Origin of the sequence: Pseudotabrizicola sp. (assembly GCF_030684215.1) — a bacterium.
GTDB lineage: Bacteria > Pseudomonadota > Alphaproteobacteria > Rhodobacterales > Rhodobacteraceae > Pseudotabrizicola.
The window spans coordinates 215595-238049 of the sequence record NZ_JAUXOV010000024.1; the positions used below are offsets into that span (position 1 = coordinate 215595).

General features: G+C 60.6%; 22 protein-coding genes. 10 read left to right on the forward strand and 12 right to left on the reverse strand.

Annotated elements, in window-relative coordinates; genetic code table 11:
• Positions 1-35: 35 nt before the first annotated feature.
• On the reverse strand, positions 36-809 hold the full coding sequence (locus Q8K08_RS04030) for a class I SAM-dependent methyltransferase (RefSeq protein ID WP_304797656.1): 774 nt from the start codon (positions 807-809) through the stop codon (positions 36-38).
• A gap of 64 nt (positions 810-873) precedes the next feature.
• On the opposite strand from Q8K08_RS04030, the gene gloB reads away from it, so the two are divergent.
• From gloB to Q8K08_RS04045, 3 genes are all read left to right on the forward strand, one after another.
• Positions 874-1641, forward strand: coding sequence for a hydroxyacylglutathione hydrolase (gene gloB, locus Q8K08_RS04035; RefSeq protein ID WP_305249261.1), 768 nt, complete (start codon positions 874-876; stop codon positions 1639-1641).
• Positions 1642-1817: 176 nt separating this feature from the next.
• Positions 1818-4136, forward strand: a complete 2319-nt coding sequence (gene clpA / locus Q8K08_RS04040) for an ATP-dependent Clp protease ATP-binding subunit ClpA (RefSeq protein WP_304797651.1) — start codon at positions 1818-1820, stop codon at positions 4134-4136.
• Positions 4133-5089 (forward strand): M23 family metallopeptidase, encoded by a 957-nt coding sequence (locus Q8K08_RS04045; protein ID WP_305249262.1) that lies wholly within the window; start codon positions 4133-4135, stop codon positions 5087-5089. The genes clpA and Q8K08_RS04045 overlap by 4 nt, the downstream gene beginning before the upstream one ends.
• A 63-nt stretch (positions 5090-5152) precedes the next feature.
• Here Q8K08_RS04045 and Q8K08_RS04050 read toward each other — a convergent pair whose 3' ends face one another.
• The 3 genes from Q8K08_RS04050 to Q8K08_RS04060 form a co-directional block, all read right to left on the reverse strand.
• The gene (locus Q8K08_RS04050; protein ID WP_304797654.1) at positions 5153-6766 is read right to left on the reverse strand and encodes a peptidoglycan -binding protein; all 1614 of its coding nucleotides are present in this window, start codon (positions 6764-6766) and stop codon (positions 5153-5155) included.
• Between the two features lie 3 nt (positions 6767-6769).
• Complete coding sequence (locus Q8K08_RS04055; RefSeq protein WP_305249279.1) at positions 6770-7879, reverse strand: biopolymer transporter ExbB; 1110 nt, start codon at positions 7877-7879, stop codon at positions 6770-6772.
• Between the two features lie 171 nt (positions 7880-8050).
• Complete coding sequence (locus tag Q8K08_RS04060) at positions 8051-8584, reverse strand: gamma-glutamylcyclotransferase (protein WP_370654116.1); 534 nt, start codon at positions 8582-8584, stop codon at positions 8051-8053.
• A 76-nt stretch (positions 8585-8660) separates the two neighbouring features.
• Between Q8K08_RS04060 and Q8K08_RS04065 the strand changes: the two genes are divergently transcribed.
• Positions 8661-9641 (forward strand): DUF2125 domain-containing protein, encoded by a 981-nt coding sequence (locus Q8K08_RS04065; RefSeq protein ID WP_305249263.1) that lies wholly within the window; start codon positions 8661-8663, stop codon positions 9639-9641.
• Between the two features lie 12 nt (positions 9642-9653).
• Here the strand turns inward: Q8K08_RS04065 and Q8K08_RS04070 are convergent, their stop codons facing one another.
• The 6 genes from Q8K08_RS04070 to Q8K08_RS04095 all read right to left on the reverse strand — a co-directional run bounded on the left by Q8K08_RS04070 (position 9654) and on the right by Q8K08_RS04095 (position 15918).
• Positions 9654-10532, reverse strand: a complete 879-nt coding sequence (locus tag Q8K08_RS04070) for an extensin family protein (protein WP_305249264.1) — start codon at positions 10530-10532, stop codon at positions 9654-9656.
• A 14-nt stretch (positions 10533-10546) separates the two neighbouring features.
• Complete coding sequence (locus Q8K08_RS04075) at positions 10547-11482, reverse strand: prephenate/arogenate dehydrogenase family protein (protein ID WP_304799345.1); 936 nt, start codon at positions 11480-11482, stop codon at positions 10547-10549.
• Positions 11479-12564 (reverse strand): histidinol-phosphate transaminase, encoded by a 1086-nt coding sequence (hisC, locus tag Q8K08_RS04080; protein ID WP_304799342.1) that lies wholly within the window; start codon positions 12562-12564, stop codon positions 11479-11481. The genes Q8K08_RS04075 and hisC overlap by 4 nt, the downstream gene beginning before the upstream one ends.
• Before the next feature lie 164 nt (positions 12565-12728).
• Complete coding sequence (gene rpsD, locus Q8K08_RS04085) at positions 12729-13349, reverse strand: 30S ribosomal protein S4 (protein ID WP_304799340.1); 621 nt, start codon at positions 13347-13349, stop codon at positions 12729-12731.
• A gap of 269 nt (positions 13350-13618) precedes the next feature.
• Positions 13619-14665, reverse strand: a complete 1047-nt coding sequence (locus tag Q8K08_RS04090) for a Hint domain-containing protein (protein ID WP_322573434.1) — start codon at positions 14663-14665, stop codon at positions 13619-13621.
• Between the two features lie 242 nt (positions 14666-14907).
• The gene (locus tag Q8K08_RS04095; RefSeq protein WP_304796854.1) at positions 14908-15918 is read right to left on the reverse strand and encodes a GlxA family transcriptional regulator; all 1011 of its coding nucleotides are present in this window, start codon (positions 15916-15918) and stop codon (positions 14908-14910) included.
• A gap of 175 nt (positions 15919-16093) precedes the next feature.
• Between Q8K08_RS04095 and Q8K08_RS04100 the strand changes: the two genes are divergently transcribed.
• Complete coding sequence (locus tag Q8K08_RS04100) at positions 16094-17002, forward strand: sugar kinase (RefSeq protein ID WP_305249265.1); 909 nt, start codon at positions 16094-16096, stop codon at positions 17000-17002.
• Between the two features lie 16 nt (positions 17003-17018).
• On the opposite strand, the gene Q8K08_RS04105 is transcribed toward Q8K08_RS04100, so the two are convergent.
• Both Q8K08_RS04105 and Q8K08_RS04110 read right to left on the reverse strand, forming a co-directional pair.
• Positions 17019-17645, reverse strand: a complete 627-nt coding sequence (locus Q8K08_RS04105) for an NrsF family protein (RefSeq protein WP_304796848.1) — start codon at positions 17643-17645, stop codon at positions 17019-17021.
• Positions 17642-18187 carry a sigma-70 family RNA polymerase sigma factor gene (locus tag Q8K08_RS04110; RefSeq protein ID WP_304796845.1) on the reverse strand — a complete coding sequence of 182 codons (546 nt, stop codon included), beginning with the start codon at positions 18185-18187 and terminating at the stop codon, positions 17642-17644. The genes Q8K08_RS04105 and Q8K08_RS04110 overlap by 4 nt, the downstream gene beginning before the upstream one ends.
• Positions 18188-18338: 151 nt before the next feature.
• On the opposite strand from Q8K08_RS04110, the gene Q8K08_RS04115 reads away from it, so the two are divergent.
• The 5 genes from Q8K08_RS04115 (at position 18339) to Q8K08_RS04135 (ending at position 22236) form a co-directional block, all read left to right on the forward strand.
• The gene (locus Q8K08_RS04115) at positions 18339-19052 is read left to right on the forward strand and encodes a cytochrome c biogenesis CcdA family protein (protein WP_305249266.1); all 714 of its coding nucleotides are present in this window, start codon (positions 18339-18341) and stop codon (positions 19050-19052) included.
• Positions 19053-19070: 18 nt separating this feature from the next.
• Entirely contained in the window at positions 19071-19481 is a 411-nt protein-coding gene (locus Q8K08_RS04120; protein ID WP_305249267.1) for a thioredoxin family protein, read from the forward strand.
• A 158-nt stretch (positions 19482-19639) separates the two neighbouring features.
• A complete protein-coding gene (locus tag Q8K08_RS04125; protein WP_304796836.1) occupies positions 19640-20647 on the forward strand; it encodes an ABC transporter substrate-binding protein in 1008 nt (335 codons plus the stop codon).
• Between the two features lie 36 nt (positions 20648-20683).
• The gene (locus tag Q8K08_RS04130) at positions 20684-21472 is read left to right on the forward strand and encodes an ABC transporter ATP-binding protein (protein WP_304796833.1); all 789 of its coding nucleotides are present in this window, start codon (positions 20684-20686) and stop codon (positions 21470-21472) included.
• Positions 21472-22236, forward strand: a complete 765-nt coding sequence (locus Q8K08_RS04135; protein ID WP_304796829.1) for an ABC transporter permease — start codon at positions 21472-21474, stop codon at positions 22234-22236. The genes Q8K08_RS04130 and Q8K08_RS04135 overlap by 1 nt, the downstream gene beginning before the upstream one ends.
• Positions 22237-22455 lie beyond the last annotated feature (219 nt).

Sequence of the window (22455 nt, forward strand, 5' to 3'; positions counted from 1 at the left end):
ACTTCCACCGCGAATCCCTCTGCCCCAAGGAAGAACTATTGCCCTGCCGGCATATCCTGCTCACCACGGCAAGGGGTCGGCACTGGCTGGCCAACGCCTTCCAACACCCGCAGCGGACGGCGCACCGCAGCGGCCAACCCGCCGCGGGTTGGCGCGTATACCTGCTTTGTCGCCTCTACCATCAACACACCCCCGACCAGCCATGGCGCCCGTTTGCCGATCCGTTCCCAGAACTCTGCCGTGCGCAGCCAGAACCGGCCAGTTGAAGGCGGCGCGAACAGTGCGGCCACTGCACGGTCCGGGGTAAACCCATGGTGCTTCAACTGCACCTCCAGCTGGCTGACGCTATAGGGACGGCCAAACCCAAAGGGCGTTCCGTCACGCCGCGCCCACAGACCGGATCGGTTTGGCACAATGAACAACGCCCGCCCCCCCGGTCCAAGGACGCGGTGCGCCTCCTCCAGCACGGCAGACGGCTGCTCAGACGTCTCCAGCCCGTGCATCAGAACCAGCCGGTCAACAAACCCGGTAGAAAGCGGCCACGCGGTTTCCTCGCACAGCACCGACACATTAAGCAGTCCCGCAGGCCAAGGCATCACGCCCTGCGGCCCCGGCATGAGGCCGATCACCCGCCGCGACTGCGCCAGATAGGGGCGCAACAGCGGCACCGCAAACCCAAAGCCCGCAACAGTTTGCCCCACCGCAGGCGGCCAGAATTGAACCACTTGATCCCGGATCGCCCGCTGCGCCACGCGCCCCAACTGGGTGCGATAGTAAAAATTGCGCAGATCAAGCACATCAAGATGCATTGCGGACCATCCATTTTCCGGGCCATGCTGGCCATTCTCGACACAGTCAACCGACAGGAAGACCATGCCCCTTGATCTTGTGACGATCCCTTGCCTGAAAGACAACTATGCCTTTCTGATCCATGATGCCAACTCTGGTGCCACCGCCGTCATTGATGTGCCTGACGCAGCGCCAGTTCTTGCTGCGCTGGAAACTCGTGGCTGGCAGCTTTCGGATATTCTGATCACACATCACCACGATGACCACATTGCGGGCGTAGATGCCCTGCGCGCGGCGACAGGCGCAAAGGTTTGGGGGGCGAAAGCGGATGCACACCGCCTGCCCCGGCTGGACCATGCCCTGACCGAAGGCGACAGGGTGACAATCGGCGCGCATGGGGGCACTGTTTTTGATGTGTCCGGCCACACCGTTGGCCACATCGCCTTTCACTTTCCCGGATCCGGGCTGGTCTTCACCGCAGACAGCCTGATGGCCGCCGGATGCGGGCGCTTGTTTGAGGGCAGCCCCGACGTGATGTGGGCCAGCTTGTCAAAACTCGCGGCACTGCCACCAGAAACCCTGGTCTGTTCAGGCCATGAATATACCTTATCTAACATCCGCTTTGCCTTGTCCCTTGAACCGGACAATCCAGCGCTTATCTCTCGATTCAAGAGAGTTACTGCGGCGCGCGAGGATGTTCGCCCCACTGTGCCCTCGACCCTGTCTGAAGAACTGGCCACAAACCCGTTCCTGCGCGCTGCTTTTCCCGAACTCAAGGCAGCCGTCGGAATGGCCGGAGCATCCGATGCGGAGGTCTTCACCGAAATCCGCAAGCGCAAAGACAGGTTCTGACGCGCAAACGCTTAGTGGCTGATCACTTTTGATGTGACAAATGTCACCATTGCACAAAGCGTAAATATTCTTCTTGAAGTACGGCAAATAAAACCGAACTTTAAGGTTATGAGGCAACGGTCGGTAAAGGTGAGATTTCACCCGAACCTGCCCCGAGGAACAGGAGCACGCAGCAAGTGCCTTCGTTTTCAACCACTCTCGAGCAAGCCATCCACGGTGCCTTGGCCTTGGCCAACGCCCGTCGCCATGAACTCGCAACGCTGGAGCATTTGCTTCTGGCGCTGATCGACGAACCCGACGCTGCCCGCGTGATGCAGGCGTGTTCGGTCAACCTTGATGACCTGCGAAAAACGCTGATGGAATTCATCGACGATGACCTGTCCACTTTGGTCACCGATGTTGAAGGGTCCGAAGCGGTGCCCACAGCCGCCTTCCAGCGTGTGATCCAGCGCGCGGCGATCCATGTGCAATCGTCAGGCCGCAACGAGGTGACTGGCGCCAATGTTCTGGTCGCCATTTTCGCCGAACGCGAAAGCAACGCGGCCTATTTCCTGCAAGAACAGGACATGACCCGGTATGACGCGGTGAACTTTATCGCCCATGGCGTGGCAAAGGACCCGTCCTTTGGTGAAAGCCGCCCGGTGCAGGGTGCCGAAGAACACCATGAGACGCCCAAGGCCGAAGCAGGCGATGCCAAGGAATCCGCGCTGTCGAAATACTGCGTTGATCTGAACGTCAAAGCCAAAAAGGGCGATGTTGACCCGCTCATCGGTCGCGATGCCGAGGTAGAGCGGTGCATTCAGGTGCTCTGCCGCCGCCGCAAGAACAACCCACTTCTGGTGGGCGACCCCGGCGTTGGCAAAACCGCCATCGCCGAAGGTCTGGCGTGGAAGATCATCAACAAGGAAGTGCCCGACGTTCTGGGCGGTGCCACCATCTATTCGCTCGACATGGGCGCGCTGCTGGCCGGCACCCGCTATCGCGGCGACTTTGAAGAGCGTCTGAAAGCTGTGGTCAAAGAGATGGAGGATCACCCCGACGCGATCCTGTTCATCGACGAGATCCATACGGTGATCGGTGCAGGGGCCACCTCTGGCGGCGCAATGGATGCATCGAACCTGCTGAAACCTGCGTTGCAGGGCGGCAAACTGCGCTGCATGGGCTCTACCACCTACAAAGAGTTCCGTCAGCATTTCGAAAAAGACCGCGCCCTGTCGCGCCGGTTCCAGAAGATCGACGTGAATGAGCCATCTGTGCCGGATGCGATTAAGATCCTGATGGGTCTCAAGCCGCATTTTGAGGTGCACCACGACCTGCGCTACACTGCCGATGCGATCAAATCGGCCGTAGAACTGGCCAGCCGCTATATCAACGACCGTAAATTGCCAGACTCGGCAATCGACGTGATCGATGAGGCTGGTGCCGCACAGCACCTGCTGTCAGACTCCAAACGCCGCAAGGTGATCGGAACCAAAGAGATTGAGGCTGTGGTCGCCAAAATCGCCCGCATCCCACCCAAGAATGTCTCCAAAGACGATGCAGAGACCCTGCGCGATCTGGAAAAGACGCTCAAGCGCGTGGTGTTTGGTCAGGACAAGGCAGTCGAAGCACTCTGCTCGGCCATCAAACTGGCCCGCGCGGGCCTGCGCGAACCCGAAAAGCCCATCGGCAACTACCTGTTTGCCGGGCCAACCGGTGTGGGCAAGACCGAGGTGGCCAAGCAATTGGCCTCATCGCTGGGTGTGGAACTGCTGCGTTTCGACATGTCTGAATACATGGAGAAACACGCTGTTTCCCGCCTGATCGGTGCGCCTCCGGGCTATGTAGGCTTTGATCAGGGCGGTATGCTGACTGACGGCATCGACCAGCACCCGCATTGTGTTCTGCTGCTTGATGAGATGGAAAAAGCGCACCCGGATGTCTACAATATCCTGTTGCAGGTGATGGATCATGGCAAACTGACCGACCATAACGGCCGCTCTGTCGATTTCCGCAACGTGATCCTGATCATGACATCAAACGCAGGCGCGTCGGAAATGTCGAAATCGGCCATAGGCTTTGGCCGCGATAAGCGCACCGGGGAAGACACCGCTGCGATTGAACGCACCTTCACGCCCGAATTCCGTAACCGTCTTGATGCGGTTATCTCCTTCGCGTCGCTTGGCAAAGAGGTGATCTTCCAAGTGGTCGAAAAGTTCGTGATGCAGCTTGAGGCGCAGCTGATGGATCGTGGCGTTCACATCGAACTCACGCCAGAGGCGACAACCTGGCTGGGTGACAAGGGCTATGACGACAAGATGGGTGCCCGCCCATTGGGTCGCGTCATTCAAGAGCACATCAAGAAGCCATTGGCCGAAGAGCTGTTGTTCGGCAAGCTGGTCAAGGGTGGCGTTGTTCGGGTCACTGTCAAGGACGATGCCATCGTGCTTGAAATTGACGAACCACAAAAGCCACGCCTGACCGGCTCCAAGCCGCCACTTCTCACGGCTGAATGATCCGGCTCCTGATGCTTCTGGCATGGGCCCCTGCGCAAGCAGGGGCCTTTTCCTTGGTATTCCCACTTGAATGCATCCTTGGCAAAAACTGCCATATCCAGCAATACATGGACCGCGACCCCGGCCCCGGCCATACCGATTTTACCTGTGGAACGCTCAGCTACGACGGGCACAGCGGCACCGATTTTGCGCTGTCTACCCTGTCTGCCATGCAAAAGGGCGTCCCGGTGCTGGCGGCCGCATCCGGCGTCGTCAAAGGCGTCCGCGATGATATGCCCGACATTTCCATCCGCGACCCCGCCGCCCCCGCCTTGCAGGACCGCGACTGCGGTAACGGTCTGGTAATCGACCATGGAAGCGGCTGGGAAACCCAGTATTGCCACATGGCCAAGGGCTCTGTGCAGGTCAAACCTGACCAGATCGTCACTGCAGGCCAGCCCCTCGGCCTTGTCGGTCTGTCAGGGAATACAGAATTTCCGCACCTGCACCTGTCGCTTCGCCGCAACGGGCAACCGATAGACCCGTTCGACCCCGATGGCAGTGCCACCTGTGGCCCCGGCCCCCTTTCTGCGCTTTGGGCTGGCGATATCCCCTATGCGCCCGGCGGTATCCTTGGCATCGGACTTGCCGACGCCGTGCCAGAATATGAAGCACTGAAAGCCGGTCTGCCGCTCCGGCCTGTGACCTCGCGTTCCCCTGCCATGGTGATCTGGGCGCATTACTTTGGGGCACAGGCGGGTGACGTGATGACCCTTTCGATCACCGGCCCGGACGGCGGCACAATCATCGTGCAAGAAATCACCCTAGAGCGCACCCAAGCCCAAGGTTTCCGCGCCATCGGCAAACGCCTGCGCGGGGCTGACTGGCCAGTGGGAAACTACAGTCTACGGGTGATCTGGACCCGGCAAGGCACAGAGATTGAACGCAGCGAAACAAACCACCCGCTGCGCTGATTCATTCATCTTGGTTGAAATACTCCGGGGAGCGACAGCGCCCCCGGCCCATCGGCTTCGCACCTAGCGCTCCGTCAGTTTCAGCTCGATCCGTCGATTCTGCTGCCGCGCCGCCAAATTTTCGCCATCAACCACCGGCCGGTATTCCCCAAACCCTGTCGCGGCCAGACGGTCGGGCGGAAAGCCCAATGAGTTTTGCATAAACCGGACCACCGACAGCGCCCGCGCCTGACTTAGCTCCCAGTTGTCGGCAAAGGCTCCGGCCCCGGACAAAGGCACGTTGTCGGTATGGCCGTCCACCCGGATGATCCAGTCAATCGAATCTGGAATTTCAGAGCGTACCTCGTTCAGGATCTCGACCACCCCGGCAATCTGGGCACGGCCCTCAGGGGCCAGATCGGCGGCACCGGGCTGGAACAACACCTCGCTGGAGAATACAAAGCGGTCACCGACCACGCGCACACCCTCGCGTCCAGAGAGCAGGCGGCTCAACTGGCCAAAGAACTCGCTGCGAAACTTCTCCAGATCGGCGTTTTCCGCCTCCAGCCGCTGCCGTTCGGCTTCCTCCAGTTCTGCCCGCCGCCGTTGCTCTGACGCCACCTGAGCCAATGCGGTGTTCAGTTGCGACCCCAAGGCATCTAGCTGCACCTGAGCCAGAACATCCTTGTCACGCGCTTCATTCAAGACCGCTTGCAGGCTGCCCAACTGCCCGCGCAACGCGGCAATCTGCTCGTTCAGCAGGGCCATGCGCTGCGCTGCCTCAACGACCTTGGCCTGCTCATCCGTCAGCGCCCGTTCCGCGGCTGCCAGCATTGCAACCCCCTGATCTGCGTCCTGCGCCGCTTTCGCTGCGTCAGTTTGTGCAGCCGCCAGCAAAAGCAAGGTTTCCTCAGCCCGTTTGCGTTGTTCTTCCAGCGCCAGCGTCATCGCGGCCATCGCCTCATCTGACCCGGCCAGCCGCGCCCGCAGTGCCTCCAGCGCGGCCGCATCCACCAAGCGCGCGGCCTCGGCCTCTGACACTGCGACTTGCGCTGCTGCAACAGCTGCGGCGTCCTCGGTCACTTTTGCCTGCAAATCTGCGGTCAAAGCTTCCAACGCCTCGCGCCGCGCCGCCGCCAATCGGGCCTCCTCGACGCTTTGGTCAATTTCTTCCCGTGCGCGCGCCAAGGCCAGCTGCAGCGCATCGCGTTCGGTCAACAGGCTGGCCCGTGCGGCCTCCAGCTCTGCGTTGCTGACCGACAGATCGGCCACCTCGCCACGGGCGGCATCGCGCTCGGCCAGCAAACTGGCGACCTGCGCCTCAAAGCTCGCCACCCGAGCTTCTGCCGCGCGCAACGCGTCCTCGGCCGCCGCCAAACGCCCCGTCAACCCCGTCACAAGTGCCGCCTGACGCGCGCCCTCGGCCTCGCTCGCGGCAAGGTCCGAGCGCAGCGTCCCAACCTCGGCCTGCAATTGCCCGACCCGCCCGCGCTCCAACCCAAGCGCATCGGCCAAGGCGGCAACCTGATCGGTCAGCGAATTCAACTCGCCGTCTTGCGTGCTGATGGTTTCCTGCAACACAGATTGCATGACGGTAAAGATGGTGAGGACGAACATCAGCACCATCACCAGCGTTGTGACGGCATCCACAAACCCCGGCCAGATAATCGACGCGTCCCGCCGCCGCGACAGGCCCATGGCTTACCGCCCCACACCCGTCCGCGACAATTGCCGCACCGCTGCGGTCAGCGCTGAAATCTCGCCACGCAGATCGGCCACGCTTTCCTGACGCCCGGCCGAGATTTCTTCCAGTATCCGCAACATCTGCACGTCGATCGACCGCAACCGCATCCGGCTTTCGGCGTCAGAATGCGCCCCACCCTCGGCCCCGGTCAGCGCTGCGATCAGCCGCTCTTGCCCTTCGGCAATCCGGTCCAACGCCGCCGTCTGGCCAGAGTCAGCCTCCAATCGCTGCGCCAAGGCACCTACGGCTGCTGCCAGATCCCCGATGCGTGCATCGACAGCGCCACGACTGGCATCGGATTGCGCATAGAGCCCCTGCAGGACCTCCATCTGGCTGACCATCTGGTCCAGCACCATGGCCACCGCGCCACTTTCGCTTTCGCCTTCGCCCTCTCCGCTGGAATAGCCCAGCCGGGTGATCGACGACAGCCATTCTTCCAGCTCGCGGTAAAAGCGGTTCTGACCATGGCCTGCGAACAGCTCTAGCAGACCCACGACCAAAGACCCGGCCAACCCGAGAAGCGAGGAGGAAAACGCCGTCCCCATGCCACCAAGCTGCGCTTCCAATCCGCCCATCAGCTTGGCAAATACGGCGGTCCCATCTTCGCCCGGTTGCGGCGAGAGCGATCGGATCGTTTCGACAATCGCAGGGACCGAGGTTGCCAACCCATAAAACGTGCCCAGAAGGCCAAGAAAGATCAAAAGGTTGGTCAGGTACCGTGTGATATCGCGCGCTTCGTCTATCCGGGTGGCAACCGATTCAAGGATCGAGCGCGAGCTGGAGGACGAAATCTGCATCTTCTGCCCGCGCGAGCGCAACAGCGATGCCAGCGGAGCCAGAAGGCGCGGCACGCGCTGGGTCGTCGCTGCGGGCCCGTGGCCAACAAAGTCTTCAATCCAAATCACCGATTGAATCAGGATCAGCACCTGCCAGAAGCAGGTGAACACGCCCAGCACAAAGACAAAGGCGATAAACCCGTTCAGCCAAAGGTTAGACCGGAAAACCTCGGCCACCTGCCCATGGATCAACCAAGCGCCCACCGCCACCAAAGCGATGATCACCAGCATCGTTACGATCTGCTGGATGGGTTGTGTGAATGTCGCGACCCTGCGATCTCGCACAGTGCGCTTTGCCTTGGCCTTTATTTCGGCCTTGGTCTGTTGCATCAGACGCTGCCTGCCCGTTTGTTTTGCCCAAGGCGACGATACGCCACGAAAACGCTGGTGCCAAAGGGATTCTCAGTCTCGCGACCTTACAAGCGCGCGCACCCGGCCTGCCAGCCATTCAAGTTCCGGGTCTGCGATGCCCAACTCGGCCAGATGCGCCGCCGTGGACCACAAATAATCGCGGTTCAACCCCCGTCCCCCGCGCGCCTGCGCGATAATCTGCGCCTGTTCTTCCAGATCAACTCCGCCGCAATACTGCCAGTGATCCGGGTCAATCACATAGACCAATGCAGAGCAGCCCCCGCCACCCGGCCAATCGGCCCGCACCTGCGCTTCAAGATAGGCGGAAGAAATCAACTCGCGTTCGCGCAGCAAGGCCAGCGTGTCTGCCTCGGCCCCCGGTTGCACCCGGAACGTCACCCCGTCACAATAGTGGCCGGCGCTTGCGTCCAGCGCCAACACAAGGCCGGGTTCCGCCTCTGATCCGCGATGATGAATAGAGCGCATGCAAAACGCCCGCCGCCAGCCTTGCACACGCGCGATGCGCGCCTCAGCCACCGGAAATTCCGGATTCCAGATCAAGGATCCGTATCCAAAGACCCACATCGTCTCGGTCAAGTGACTGGCCCTCCGCTTGCACTGCCTCTAAACAACACAGGCGAATGAAAGAAAAGGGCTGAAGATGCGCGCATTACTTTGGATTGCCACAGTTTTGGTGGCGCTTTGGTCAGGGTATTGGTTCGTGGGCAAATCCGCTGTGGACCGTGGGTTTGCAGCGTTTTTGCAAAACGCTTCGTCACAGGGGTTGGATGTTTCTCAAAGCGGCTACAGCGTGTCTGGCTTTCCCAACCGCTTCGATCTGACCGTAACCCAGCCAAATGTGATCGACCGGCGCAGCGAAACCCGGTGGGAGGCACCTTTTGTCCAGGTCTTCTCGCTCAGCTATCGCCCATGGCATGTAATTGCGGCTTTTGCGCCCGAGCAGACCATCCGCACCCCCGCCGAGGACATCACCCTGCAATCGGCCAAGCTACAGGCCAGCGTTGTCGTGAGCCCCAACACGGCGCTGGCGCTTGATCGTACCACCTTTGTCGGCGATCAGATCCGGGCAGAATCGAGCCTTGGCTGGGTGCTTGCCGCCGACACGCTGCGCTTTTCCACTCGCGCGGACCCAAGCCTTGCCAATGCCTATGACATCGGGCTGGAGCTTCTGGGCTTGTCCCCCGACCCTGCCCTCAGCGCACGGTTGCCAGACCTGCCGCCACAGATCAGTGTGGTGCGGCTGGATGCCAATGCCACACTCTCCGCGCCGCTGGACCGTTTCTCTGCCGAAACCCGCCCCGCGCTTACCGCCCTGTCGCTGCGCGAGGCGTTGCTGACATGGGGCGACTTGTCGGCCTTTGCCAAAGGCAATCTGCAGGTGCAAAACGGGTTTCCCGAAGGCCGGATCGACATTCGCGTGACGGGCTGGCGCAATCTGGTGACCATGGGCACCAGCCTAGGCCTGATCCGACCCGAAATCGCACAGACGGCACAGAATATGATGCGGGCGATTGCCGAAAGCTCCGGCGACCCGGAGGTTCTGGAAATGCCACTGATTTTCAGGGATGGTCAGATGCTGTTTGGTCCGCTGCCGCTTGGCCCCGCGCCCAAACTCAATTGAATGGGGCCAGACCTAGCGGCAATAACTGCTGCTGCGCTGCGCCACATCATAATGCAGATGATCTTCGTGCATACCGTCAGACCCCGGACCCAATGTAGTTTTGAAGATGCCACAGGCCGACTTGTGGGCTTTTCGCATTGTGCTGTCGAAGTTTCGCAGCACTGAAACGGACTTTCCGTCTGAAAAGGTAAAGCCCGAAATATCAATCGCCCGACCGCGCCCATGCTCGCTGACCTTGGCCCCAGAGCGGTGGTTACGCGTGCGACAGACGTAATGCCCGGCCACTTGCAACTGCACCACGCGGCCCTTGCCATAAGCCGGCACTAACCCACGCTCGATCCAGGTTTTCAAGGCGCGCGCCGTGTCGCAATCGACGGTCGCTGCCTGACTCAATCGGACGCCTGCGACACTATTGATCCGCACCGGGTTTGCGATCCCGCACCCCTGCACGCGCGAGGTGATCGGGGCCAGCGTCTCACCCTTTATCGACGGGTCACCACAGACTGCTCCCTTTTGCGAGACCACACCCTGCTTGCCGGGCTTCACCGGCGCGATCGTTGCCGCGACCAATTGCTTTTCAACCAGACCCTCGGGGCGTTTTGCCGGTCGTAACAGCCCGAACAGTCCCTTTTTCTCAGGTGGTGCCATCGTCGACGCCGTGGCGACAACGACCTGCGGCACCTCAAGCGCGACTGCAACCAAGTTCTGGGGGCGCATCTTTGGACGTGAGGTCATCGGCATGGCAGCAGGCCCGGCGACTTTTGTGACAATCCCGACAGTTTCGGCATCAGCAACAGCAACCATACCGGGGCGAGGCATGGGGCGGGGTGATTTTGACGGCGCATCTGCAAGCGCGGCACCCACCGCAGCCAGAAGTATAACCCCCGTCACCACACCCCTTAACATCACGCCTTGCCCTCTCCTCCGCCTTGCGGAACGCGTCCGAAGTCCGGTTCAGAAGTATCCTGCCCCGCCTCGATAATGCCACGCCTTATTGCGCGGGTGCGGGTGAAATAGGCGTGAAGATGCTCACCATCGCCCATGCGGATAGCGCGTTGCAGGGTGAACAGCTCTTCGGTAAAGCGGCCAAGAATATCCAGCACCGCATCCTTGTTGGTCAGAAAGACATCGCGCCACATCACCGGATCGCTGGCCGCAATTCGGGTAAGATCACGAAAACCGCCCGCCGAATACTTGATAACCTCAGAGTTGGAGACCCGCCGCATGTGCTCGGCCACGCCCACCATCGTATAGGCGATCAAGTGCGGCGTGTGGCTGGTGACGGCCAGCACCAGATCGTGATGCGCGGCGTCCATTTCGTCGACGTTGGCCCCCATGCGTTCACACAGCTGACGCAACCGCGCTACCGCATCGCGATCCGCGCCCTCCAGCGGAGTCAAAAGCCACCAACGGTTCTGAAACAACGTCGCAAATCCCGAACGCGGGCCGGAGTGTTCTGTCCCCGCAATCGGATGTCCGGGTATAAAATGCACCGTTTCTGGCATATGCGGGGCCATCGCCTCAACCACTGCGCCCTTGACCGATCCGACATCTGTGATCGTGGCCCCCTGTGCCAGATGCGGGCCAATCTCGGCGGCAATCTCGCCCATCACGCCAACCGGCACGCACAGCACCACAAGATCTGCACCCTCCACGGCCTCGGCCGCGGTGTCAAAAACCCTATCGCAAATCCCGATCTGCAAAGCCACCGCCCGGCTTTCAGCCGACTTCGCATGGCCCACAATCTCGTCTGCCAGCCCGTACTGCCGCATCGCATGCGCCATGGACGAAGCGATCAGGCCAAGGCCGATCAGCGTAACCCGCTTGTAAACGGCAGTCATTTCAGCCCCTTGAACTGCCCCACCGCATGCGCAATCCGGCGGCACCCAGCCTCATCCCCCACGGTGATCCGCAGGCAGTGCGGCAACTTGTAGCTCGCCACCCGCCGCACAATCAGCCCTTGAGATTGCAAGAATGTATCGCAGGCTTCGGCTTCTTCTATACTGCCAAATCGCGCCAACACAAAATTGGCCATGCTGGTATCCGAAGGCACCCCCACCTCTGCCAAAGCCTCGGCCAGCCAATGCCGCATCCGCGCGTTCTCGCTCCGGCATTTGGTCACCCAATCCTGATCGCGCACGGCGGCCTCGGCCACCTCCAGTTGGGTGGTGGACAGGTTGAACGGCCCGCGAATGCGGTTCAGGACATCAATGATATGCTTTGGCCCATAGCCCCAGCCAATCCGCAACCCGCCCAGACCGTAAATCTTGGAAAACGTCCGCGTCATGAAAACATTCTCGCGCACCGTCGCCAGACCCGAGCCGCCGTCATAGCCATCAACATATTCGGCATAAGCCCCGTCGATCACCAAAATGGCCTGCGCGGGCAGACCCGCAGCCAGACGCTCCATCTCGGCCGAAGAAATCATCGTGCCTGTCGGGTTGTTGGGGTTGGCGATGAACACCAGTTTGGTGCGCTTGGTGCAGGCTTTCAAAATGGCATCAACATCCGCCATCCTCTCACGCTCCGGCACTTCCACCGGGGTCGCCCCGACTGCCAGGGCCGAAATCCGGTACATCAGAAACCCGTGTTCAGTGAACACAACCTCATCCTTCGGCCCGGCATAAGCCTGACATAGAAAGGTGATGATCTCATCCGATCCTACGCCACAGATAATCCGCTCGGGGTCCAGCCAATGCACATCGCCGATGGCCTGACGCAATGACGCGTGATCGGTGCCCGGATAGCGGTGCAGCGTGTGAACCGTCTTGCCAAACGTCTCTTTCGCCCGGTCACCGGGGCCAAAGGGGTTTTCATTCGACGACAGCTTCAACGCATTTGACACGCCTGCCAGATGTGCCTTGCCGCCTTCGTAAAGCGCAATGTCCAAAATGCCGGGCTGCGGGCGAATGGTGTCGTGCATAGGGGCCTCCAACTCACCAGCGGGTTCTAGCGGGCGCAGGCCACTTAGACCAGTGCGATTATGGGACGCAGGGCGCGCAATCGACAGCCCCACCCCCTGCACGACAGCCCCGATGCAAAAGGGCCGCCCCATGGGGCGGCCCTTCCGTTACCTTGCGCGAAAGATCAGTTCTTCGCGTAATATTCAACGACCAGGTTCGGCTCCATGACGACGGGATATGGCACATCACCCAAAGCCGGGGTGCGCACAAAGGTCACGACCAGTTTGTTGTGGTCCACTTCCAGATAATCCGGCACGTCGCGCTCGGCAGACTGTACGGCTTCCAGAATGATTGCCAGTTGACGCGACTTCTCGCGGACCGAGATCACGTCGCCCTCTTTCACACGGTAAGACGCGATGTTGACTCGCTGACCGTTCACCTGCACATGGCCGTGGTTCACGAACTGACGGGCGGCAAAAATTGTCGGAACCAGCTTGGCGCGGTAGACGACCGCATCCAGACGACGCTCCAGCAGACCCACCAGCATCTCACCGGTATCGCCCTTGACGCGTTCTGCTTCACCAAAGATCTTGCGGAACTGCTTTTCGGTCAGGTCACCATAGTAACCCTTCAGCTTTTGCTTGGCGCGCAGTTGAGTGCCGAAGTCCGACAGCTTGTTCTTGCGACGCTGACCGTGCTGGCCCGGGCCATATTCACGCTTGTTGACCGGCGACTTGGCGCGGCCCCAGATGTTTTCGCCCATGCGGCGGTCAATTTTGTACTTGGCAGACGTGCGTTTGGTCACGGCTGATCTCCTTCGTTCGATATGAAGGGCGTTGTCCTTTGACCCGCAGGTCCGACAGGCATCCCCTTGCGGGGTCCACCAACACCAATGAAAAGCCCCAGAGGTTACCCGCCGGGACAAGAGGCGCTTATAGGCACCCAAACCACAGTGTCAACAGCCCCCACCCTGTATCTGCCCCCGCCGAACATTTTCTGTTCAAAAATATCCTCGGGGGGAGGCGCGAAGCGACGGGGGGCAGACAGCCCCCCTGCACCGATGGCCACAAGCGATCAGGCCGCCACATCATGGCGCAGGATCGCCACCTCGGATGATGACAAGTTGCGCCGCGCATAATCGCCATAGATTGCCGGGCTCACCGCAATGTCCGGCAAGATCGCCAGCAGCGCTGCACGCTGTGCCGGTTCAATCGTATCCAGAGCGGTGTTTGACGGGTGAAAACTCTCGGTCTCCATTCCATTGGCCCAGACAATATTATGCCGGTCCAGCAGGATATGAATATAAGTCACCTCGCGCAGGGCATGATCGATGCAGATTGTAACATCGTTCAGCAGGTCTTCGGCTTTGACCAGCACTTCATCGGTGTTGAACAGCGCACGCGCTGCCGATCCGTTCAGCACCATGCGATGCTGCGGTGACACCACAAGATCCCCGTCGGGTCGGTCAAGCCCCATCGCTCCGGCCTTGAACCGGATCGGCCGCAGATGCGGCATCGCATAAAGCCGCGCGCCTGTCATCCGGCGGCTGCCAGTCCATAGAATTTCCTGTGCGCCATTGTCCTTGGTCAAAATGCGATCACCAGGGCGGATGTCCTGGATAAGGCGCGGCCCCGTCGGCGTGGCAATCCGCGTATCTGGAGTAAAGCAGATCACGCCGCCTGCAACTTTCGCACCCGCGCCTGAGTGGGTCCGGTCAATCGCAGTCCGCACCACCCAAAGATCCTGCCCCGGTGGCGGCAGATCACCCACAAACATCAGCAGCCGCGCACCTGTGTCCGGCACCGGCAGCACCGTCACCGACCAACTTTGATGCCCGTCTGTGACGATAAACCCCTGATCGGGCGCGTCGTCGTCTTCCACGGCCTCGTCATCTGACGCAACGCCATCGCCTGTCACTGCAACGCCAATCAGGCGGCGGACCATTTTTGCCGCCCGTCGCCGAATGTCCGCAATTCCCTCGGGTCCCTCCAGCAGAAGCATCCCACCCTGACCATCCACGCGGACGGGCTGACCGGACCAGCGCCAAGAGGCGCCAACGGCAAGTACATCCAACGGGGCAGCAATCAGGCCGTCTATCTCTGTCTGTGACCAGGAAATCACGAACGTGCCCCTAGAGCCCGTTCCCATACCTGCACCTTTTAGTCTGCTCGTGTTTTTATTATTCAGTCGGTTTTTGGTCTTTTTGTGTTTTTATTGAGCCAATCGTAGCAATCCATTAACGTTTTGGCTATTGCGAAACCGCAACAGTTGGCCGGAAGTCCGCTCAATATCGCGATGAAACTGATCGCAACGCATAGATGTGGGATCAAAAAGCCCCTTTCAAGCCACAGGCGCTGTCGCCGCTATTTGCCAAAATGTGAAAACCGATAGGGCGACACCCCGTATTTCACTCGGAACGACTTGGAGAAATGCGAACTGCTGGCATAGCCGCAGGCAATGGCCACCTCGGTCACACTCATATCGGTTTCGGCCAGAAGCGCACGCCCGTGCTGTAGCCGCAAGTCGTTCATATACCGGACTGGGGTCACACCCATATAGCGGCTGAACAGCCGCTCGATCTGTCGACGCGACAGGTCCAGTTGCGCGGCGCAGGCATCCAGATCGAAGGGCTCCTCGATGCGCGCCTCAAGAAAAGCCACCGCCTCGATCAGCTTTTCGTGCCGCGTGCCCAGCCTTGCTGCAAGCGAGGTCATCTGCTCATCGTTTTGCGTGCGCCGTTGGGTCAGCAGGCACATGTTCATCACCTCCTGGCTCAGGATGATGCCAAAGCGGTCGTGGATGATCTCCAGCATCAGATCTGCCGCCGCGACGCCGCCCGCACAGGTCACGATCCGGTCGTCGATGCAATACACCTGCCGCGCGGCAGTCAGCTCGGGGTAGGTTTCATTGAACCCGGTCAGGTTCTCCCAATGCAGGGTAAACCGCCGCCCCTTCAGAATGCCCGCCCGCGCCAATGCATAGGCCCCGGTGCAAAGCCCCCCCACCACGCGCCCGCGACGCCACAAGCCGCGCAGCCAGTCGGCCAGTGCCGCACTGACCTGATTCTCCGGCTCTACCCCCGAACAGACCAGCACCACGCCTTCGGGCTGGACCGCACCAAAAGCGCCGTCCACCATGATCGGCACCCCATTGGAGCAAGCCACCGCCTGTCCATCCGCCGACAGGGTTTGCCATCGGAACAGCGCCTGCCCGGTCAGCTGGTTGGCAATACGCAACGGCTCAATCGCCGAGGCAAAGGCCAGCATGGTGAATTTTGGCAGCAGCACAAAACTGACAGGCACCGGGCTGGCGACGGCGGGTAGATCCACATGGGCCACGCCCTTTGCGATGTATCGTGCAGCATCGTCCGTCATCTGCCAGCCCCTTTTCCAGCCCCGACGCAAAGTATGGGCCCTTCAGGCGTCAGTGTTACGCCCAATCCTGCGACGCCTCAATCACCCGCGCAGAAAACCAAAACACCGCGCCCTGTTGCGGGCTTTACGTCGCTCGGCTACGGTCCGCCACCACAAGAGATGAGGAGCCGCAAGCATGTCGAAATCCCTGTTGAGCCTTGGCGAATGTATGGTGGAGCTTTCGCCCACTGCCTCGGGCGCCTATGCACGCGGCTTCGCAGGCGATACGTTCAACACGGCCTGGTATGCCCGCCGCCTGCTGCCCACCGATTGGTCCGTCGCCTATGGGTCATGCATTGGTACCGATGCCGTATCGGACGAAATGGCCGGCTTCATGGCAGGGCAAGGCATTGATACCACCGCTCTGCGGCGCCTGCCCGACCGCACGGTGGGTCTGTACATGATCAGTCTGCGCAACGGCGAACGCAGCTTTTCCTATTGGCGCGGGCAATCGGCTGCCAAGATGATTGCGGATGATCCTGATTGGCTGGCGTCCACGTTGCAGGGGCGACAGATTATCCATTTTTCCGCCATCACCCTTGCCGTGCTGTCCCCCGACCACCGCCGCGCCTTTTGCAAGGCGGTTCAGTCTGCGCGGACACAGGGCAGTCTGATCGCCTTTGACACCAACCTGCGCCCGCGCCTGTGGGACGGGGAGGACGCAATGCGCGAAGGTGTGATGCTGGGCGCGTCAGTGGCCGATATTGTGCTGCCGTCTTTTGACGAAGAAACCGGGCTATGGGGCGACAAGATCTCCGCAGACACCATTGCGCGCTACAGCAAGGCGGGTGCGACCCGTGTTGTTGTCAAGGATGGCGGCGGCCCGGTGACCCTGTGGTCACAAGACCACGGCACCCGCCAACACGCCGCAACCTCGGTTGCGCAGATCGTCGACACCACGGCGGCAGGTGACAGCTTTGCAGGCGGATTCCTTGCGCATCTGGCCATGGGGCAAAGCGAGGATCACGCAGCACAACAGGCGATGGCTCTGGCAGCGCAGGTCATTCAGGCGCGCGGCGCCTTGGTGCCCGGCATCTTTGCCTGACACCACCCGCGCGAATTTACCAGCGCAACACTTGCCGCGCAGCCAAAGCAGAGACCGCCGCCACACCCAGAATGGCGGTTCCATACCAGGTCACGTAAAACAACGGGCTGTCTTCAGTGCAGTGCAGCGCATAGACCACTGCAGCCAGCCCGCCCCCAGCGAGCCCCGCCACAGCCCCCGCCAACATAGGCCGGACCACAGCGCCTTGGCGCAAGGCGGCTAGCACGGCAACCGTTGGCAACACCGCGAGCAACGGAATTGTCGTCAGGCACCCCACCATTGTCTTGCCGATGATCGCCATCTGCCGTGTCCCGGTCGGCGCCTGCACAAAGGCCCACAGCCACAACCCCAAGGCGACAAGCGCAACAATAGCAAGCGGCCAAAGCTGCACCACCGCCCCCGGACGCGCCAGCCGCATCCCCGCCGCCAGCGCCACAGCACCAAGCACAAATCCCAACACAAACCGCATCACAGACACCGGGTCAAGCAGCGCAGCGCCCAGATCGGTGCGCAGGCCAAACTGACTCCACAGCCCTACAAACCCCAGCGCCAGCGCAGGCAGCAGCCAGACCAACCGCGACTGCGGCGCTCTTGCGATCACTGAGTCTCCGGCCAGTGCCCGGATCAGATCATCCGTTTTCATTCCACATGCCTTTTCCGCAAGTCTGCCAGTTGTTTGAACGCCCGATGTAATGCGACCCGCACGGCACCTTCGGTCATGTCCAGTTTCGCCCCGGCCTCTGCCATCGTGTCACCTTCCACCCCCACTTGCCGGACCAGACGCTGCGCGCGCGGATCCAGCATCGCAATCATCTTATCCATGTCCCCTGCCTGCGTCGGGTCCACTCCCGGTTCGGCAGGCAAAACATCGGCAAAATCCTCGATCGGCACATCAACCCGCCGCCCACGCGCCCGAAACGCGTCGATTACCTTGTAGCGCGTGATGGCATACAGCCACGGTCGCACCGGGGTTCCGGTCTGCCAGGTGTGCCGCTTCAGATGCAGCGCCAGCAGCACCTCTTGCAAAACATCCTCACACCCCGCATCCCCCAGCGCCGCCCCACGGGCCCGCACAACACCACGTAAAACCGGTGTAACGACGCGCAGAAACCGCGCATACGCCCGGCTGTCGCCCCCAAGCGCAGCCGTGAGCAGCAGGCCCCAGTCATCCGTATTCTGCGTCATCACTGTGGTCCAATACGGCGAGGGTCATTGTTTCGTTACATCTGCAAAGTTGCCACGGTATTTCGTGCGCATCTTACACCTAACTGTGATCGGCGTAACAAAGAGATAGCAGATACGTAATGTCAGAAAAGACACGCAAAGGCACCCATCCATGGACATTATCTTCGGCTATCTCGCGGGTCTGCTGACACTGATCAACCCATGTGTGCTGCCAGTTCTGCCCATTGTTCTGGCCTCTGCGCTGAAAGCTGACCGCCGTGCGCCCCTCGCCCTTGCTGCTGGGATGAGCGTTGCTTTCGTCACACTCGGCCTTGGGCTCAGCGCCCTTGGCCCCGCTCTTGGGCTGGATCCAGACGGTGTGGCGCGTGGCGCAGCACTTGTTATGGTGGCCTTCGGGCTGGTGTTGCTTACGCCGGCACTTGGTGCACGTTTTGCCACTGTCACTGCTGGCTTTGCTCAAGGCGCAGATCAACAGATCGACGCCCAGACCGGGCAAAGTCTGTCTGGGCAGTTCATCTCCGGCGCTCTTCTCGGCGCGGTCTGGAGCCCTTGTATCGGCCCCACGCTTGGGGCAGCCATTGCCCTTGCCTCCACCGGCGAAAACCTGTTGCGCGCAGGGCTGGTGATGACTGCCTTTGCCGCAGGCGTCTGCACCCTGATCCTCACCCTTGCCTATGGCGCGCAATCGGCGATCCGCGCGCGGCAGGCACGGCTGCGCGCTGTGGCTGAAAAAGCCAAACCGATCATGGGTGGCGTGTTTGTTCTGGTCGGCGCGGCCATGTGGTTTCGTCTGCACCATATCGTCGAGGCTTGGCTGCTGAACGTTCTGCCGCCTTGGCTGATCGATCTGTCCGTTTCAATCTGATCCCCGAAAGGAACCTCTATGCACCGTCGTCACTTCATTGCCCTGACCTCTGCCTTTGCCCTTTCCCCCATCGCCCTGCATGCAGCCCCAACGCTTTCAACCCCCACTCAAGCCGAAGCGGCAATGAAGGCGGGTAAGGTCGTCTTGCTGGATTTCTGGGCAAGCTGGTGTTCGACCTGCGCGGCGCAAGAACGCGTACTGACCGATCTGCGGGCCGAGAATCCCGACTATGACCGCAAGATCGCCTTCTTCATCATCGACTGGGATCAACATAGCGCCAGCAATCTGTCGCGCCGCCTGAACATTCCGCGCCGCTCTACCCTTGTTGCGTTGAACGGTCAGACCGAGATTGCCCGCATCGTCGCCGGAACCTCAAAGAAAGACATCTCATCTTTGCTTGATCAGGCGCTTGCGGCAGCCCCTGCCTGACGCGCCTGCAGCTGAATTTGCGCAAAAATTAGGCTCTAGAGCGTTTTTCAGGTGAAGTTTCAGGCAACAGGAGGCAGACTGACGTCAATTCTGCGGGCGCCGATAGACTCAGTCGCAACCTGCATCACCCTGAAGAAAAGCTAATATGGGAGTTCCAGATGTTTCGCCATGCCACCGCCAGTTTCGCCGCCGCCCTGTTGATCGGGACGGCAGCCCAAGCCGATACCGCCATGCCCTTTGCGCTGGACTGGAAATTTGAAGGGCCCGCAGCCCCCTATTTCGTCGCACTGGACAAGGGCCATTTCGCGGCCGAGGGCCTGAAAGTTGAAATAACCGAAGGCGCAGGTTCGCTTGACGCAATCCCAAAGGTAGCAACCGGCGCGTATCCAGTCGGCTTTGCGGATATCAACAGCCTGATGAAATTCCTCGACCAGAACCCCGGTGCGCCGGTCACCGCTGTGATGATGATTTACGACAAGCCGCCCTTCGCAATGGTCGGCCGCAAATCGCTTGGCATCAACGAGCCGGGCGACATTTCCGGCAAGATCCTCGGTGCGCCGCCGCCAGATGGCGCTTGGGCACAGTTCCCGATTTTTGCTGCCGAAAACGGCATCGACATGGCCTCTGTCACCGTTGAACCCGTCGGCTTTCCAGTGCGTGAGCCGATGCTGGCCGAAGGCAAGGTTGCCGCGGTGACCGGGTTCAGCTTCACCTCCAGCCTGAACGTTAAACGCCTTGGCGTGCCCGCAGATGACATCTCGGTGATCCTGATGGCCGATCATGGGGTCGCGCTTTACGGCAATGCCGTGATCGTCAACACCGATTTTGCCGCCGCCAACCCGGATGCGGTCACCGGCTTTTTACGCGCCGTGGCAATGGGCTGGAAAGACACCGTGGCCGATCCCGACGCCGCCATCGCCAGCCTGATCAGCCGCAACCCCGCTGCTGATGCAGAATTGGAGGGCGAGCGTCTGGCCCTGTCTATCAAAGACAATGTCATGACAGACTGGGTCATGGCGAACGGCCTTGGCAACATTGACGCCGAGCGGATGGAAAAGGCGATCGAGCAGACCAAATCGGTCTACACCTTCACCAACGCCCCGGACGCGGCCTTGTATTTCAACCCCGCCTATCTGCCCACCGATGGCAGCCTTTCGATGAACTAAGGCAAAGCCGCCCGGGCGAACCGGGCGGCATACCTCATGGCAAACCTCATTGACATCAAGGGCGTGACGCACGCCTATCGCACCAAATCCGGCCCTCTGCCGGTGCTGGACAATCTGAACATCTCTGTGCCCGAAGGCGAATTTGCTGCCGTCGTTGGTCCCTCAGGCTGCGGCAAATCCACCCTCACCCGGCTTGTCGCCGGCCTGATGAAGCCCGATTCAGGCGAGGTCTGGTTACATGGCGAACGCGTCACCAGTCCGCGCAAGACTGTTGGCATGGCGTTCCAGAACCCGGTCTTGCTGGAATGGCGCAGCATCCTTGAAAACGTGATACTGCCATTGGAAATCGTTGCCCCCCGCATGCCGCAGGCCGAGCGTGAGGCGCGCGCCATGCACCTGCTTGAAATGGTTGGCCTCAAGGGGTTCGAATCCAAACGCCCCAGCGAATTGTCAGGCGGCATGCGCCAACGCGCCAGCCTGTGCCGCGCCATCGTGCACAAACCCGATGTGCTGATCATGGACGAACCCTTTGGCGCGCTTGACAATTTTACCCGCGAAGATCTGTGGCAAACCATGCGCGACCTACGCGCGGCAGAACCCTTTACCTGCGTGCTAATCACCCATGACCTGCGCGAAAGCGTGTTTCTGGGTGATCAGGTGTTTGTGCTGTCAGGCCGCCCTGCCCGCACGCAAATGGTGCTGAACGTCGATCTGCCCGCCAACCGTACGCTCGACATTCTGTATGAGCCGAAAGCACAAGAGATGCTGCACACCCTGCGCGACCAGATCCGAATTGCCCAAGGCCGCGACGGGGATATGCATTGATGGAAACGCTACAAAAAATCGCTGTCCCCCTCCTCGCTGTTGCGCTCTTTCTACTGGCATGGGAGGGGCTGGTCTGGGTCAACGACTGGCCGAATTACAAGATGGCCTCGCCCTCTGACCTGCCGCCCGCGTTCTGGAAATTCCGTTGGCTGTTTTTGGAAATGGGCTGGCAAACCCTCTGGCGCACTGTACTGGGCTTGGGGCTGGCGGTGCTGTTTGGCACGCTGATTGGCATGATGATGGGCTTTTCCCGCATCGCCCGTGACGGACTTTACCCGCTGCTGGTCGGCTTTAACGCGATCCCGAAGGCAACTCTGGTGCCGGTCGTCTCGTTGATCTTCATTGGCCAGCATGACTTCAACACCGTGCTGATGGCCTTTCTGATCAGCTTTTTCCCGATTGCTGTCTCAGTCGGCATTGGTCTGTCCACACTGGAGCCTGAATACCGCGACATCCTTCGCAGCCTGGGCGCGTCAAGGCTGACGATCTTTCGCAAGATCGCCCTCCCAAAAACCCTGCCCGAGTTCTTTGGCGCGCTAAAAGTCTCGGTCACGCTGGCCTTTATCGGCACCAATCTGGTGGAGATCGTCGCCCCCCATGGTCGCGGCCTTGGCGCTCTGTTCAAATCGGGCGAGACGAATGGCGACTACCCGCTGATGTTCGCGGTTCTCATCGCGCTCGCAGCCCTTGGCATCCTGCTTTACTATGCCGTTTTGGTTCTGGAGCGAATCTTTGCAGGGTGGGCAGAGCGGCCGCAAAGCTGAGTTCCATAGGCAGACTGTGGCGCTCATCCAGAGTGACCGCTTCCCTCGCTCAGCGAAGGCAGCGGCACGCTGGATGGGCGGCCCTTATGTATGTGTCGGCTGCTGTTCGCAATTGAGAATTTGGCACGACTTCGGAAATCGCTCATATGTATCCGGCCTGTTGATCGGCTCGCGGGCCGTGGCCTTGATGGGGTTACGCACGCGCCTTGGTCTCATTAG

Coding starts and splice junctions, on each gene's coding strand:
- Q8K08_RS04060 (WP_370654116.1), bottom strand. CDS start 8,584: ATGTGGGTCTTTGGATACGGATCCTTGATCTGGAATCCGGAATTTCCG.
- Q8K08_RS04130 (WP_304796833.1), top strand. CDS start 20,684: ATGGCAAACCTCATTGACATCAAGGGCGTGACGCACGCCTATCGCACC.
- Q8K08_RS04050 (WP_304797654.1), bottom strand. CDS start 6,766: ATGGGCCTGTCGCGGCGGCGGGACGCGTCGATTATCTGGCCGGGGTTT.
- Q8K08_RS04105 (WP_304796848.1), bottom strand. CDS start 17,645: ATGAAAACGGATGATCTGATCCGGGCACTGGCCGGAGACTCAGTGATC.
- Q8K08_RS04110 (WP_304796845.1), bottom strand. CDS start 18,187: ATGACGCAGAATACGGATGACTGGGGCCTGCTGCTCACGGCTGCGCTT.
- Q8K08_RS04055 (WP_305249279.1), bottom strand. CDS start 7,879: ATGCTGGTGATCATCGCTTTGGTGGCGGTGGGCGCTTGGTTGATCCAT.
- Q8K08_RS04075 (WP_304799345.1), bottom strand. CDS start 11,482: ATGACTGCCGTTTACAAGCGGGTTACGCTGATCGGCCTTGGCCTGATC.
- Q8K08_RS04065 (WP_305249263.1), top strand. CDS start 8,661: ATGCGCGCATTACTTTGGATTGCCACAGTTTTGGTGGCGCTTTGGTCA.
- hisC (WP_304799342.1), bottom strand. CDS start 12,564: ATGCACGACACCATTCGCCCGCAGCCCGGCATTTTGGACATTGCGCTT.
- Q8K08_RS04095 (WP_304796854.1), bottom strand. CDS start 15,918: ATGACGGACGATGCTGCACGATACATCGCAAAGGGCGTGGCCCATGTG.
- Q8K08_RS04125 (WP_304796836.1), top strand. CDS start 19,640: ATGTTTCGCCATGCCACCGCCAGTTTCGCCGCCGCCCTGTTGATCGGG.
- Q8K08_RS04120 (WP_305249267.1), top strand. CDS start 19,071: ATGCACCGTCGTCACTTCATTGCCCTGACCTCTGCCTTTGCCCTTTCC.
- Q8K08_RS04135 (WP_304796829.1), top strand. CDS start 21,472: ATGGAAACGCTACAAAAAATCGCTGTCCCCCTCCTCGCTGTTGCGCTC.
- Q8K08_RS04030 (WP_304797656.1), bottom strand. CDS start 809: ATGCATCTTGATGTGCTTGATCTGCGCAATTTTTACTATCGCACCCAG.
- Q8K08_RS04045 (WP_305249262.1), top strand. CDS start 4,133: ATGATCCGGCTCCTGATGCTTCTGGCATGGGCCCCTGCGCAAGCAGGG.
- Q8K08_RS04100 (WP_305249265.1), top strand. CDS start 16,094: ATGTCGAAATCCCTGTTGAGCCTTGGCGAATGTATGGTGGAGCTTTCG.
- gloB (WP_305249261.1), top strand. CDS start 874: ATGCCCCTTGATCTTGTGACGATCCCTTGCCTGAAAGACAACTATGCC.
- Q8K08_RS04115 (WP_305249266.1), top strand. CDS start 18,339: ATGGACATTATCTTCGGCTATCTCGCGGGTCTGCTGACACTGATCAAC.